At 60.3% G+C, this 599-nt stretch carries 1 protein-coding gene; it reads left to right on the top strand.

All coding sequences use genetic code 11. The features are described from left to right. The coding region (locus tag AB4Y34_RS41870; protein ID WP_368719310.1) for a transposase at positions 1–542 on the top strand (542 nt) is incomplete at its 5' end. Positions 543–599 lie beyond the last annotated feature (57 nt).

Raw genomic sequence — 599 nt, 5'->3', positions numbered from 1 at the left:
ACGTGCAGCGTCTCGACGACACAGCGGTGCGAGCACTCGCGTTGCCGCCGCACGTCGAGCGCGCGCTGATGGCCAACCTTGCCGTGCTTCATACGCTGTGCGCAGAGATTGAGGCGCTTGAGATCATTCTCCACAAGGAAGTCAAGCTGCGCCCGCAGTTCGATATCCTCGAGAGCACCCCCGGCATCAGCAACATCCTGGCGGCCACCATCATGCTTGAAACCGGCACCATCGCACGCTTTGCCAGCGTCGGCCATTTCAGTTCCTATTGCCGCTGCGTGGACAGCAAGCGCATCTCCAACGGCAAGAAAAAGGGCGAAGGCAATGCACGCAACGGTAACCGTTACCTTGCCTGGGCATTCGTCGAAGCCGCCGCTGGAGCGCTGCGCTGCTGTCCACAGGCCAGACGTTTCTATGATCGCAAAAAGTCAAAGCGCCTGCCCGTCGTGGCCATGAAGGCGCTCGCGCACAAGCTCGCGCGTGCCGCTTATTACATGATGCGGGAGGGCAAACCCTTTGACCTCAACCGATGTTTCGGCTGACCTTGGCAGGGGGTGACGAGCCCGCCGGCTTTGTTGGCATCAAACCAGCAAGTTGAT

The organism is Paraburkholderia sp. BR10954, from assembly GCF_040965775.1.
Classification (GTDB): Bacteria; Pseudomonadota; Gammaproteobacteria; order Burkholderiales; family Burkholderiaceae; genus Paraburkholderia; species Paraburkholderia youngii.
This window is presented reverse-complemented; position numbering and strand designations above follow the sequence as displayed.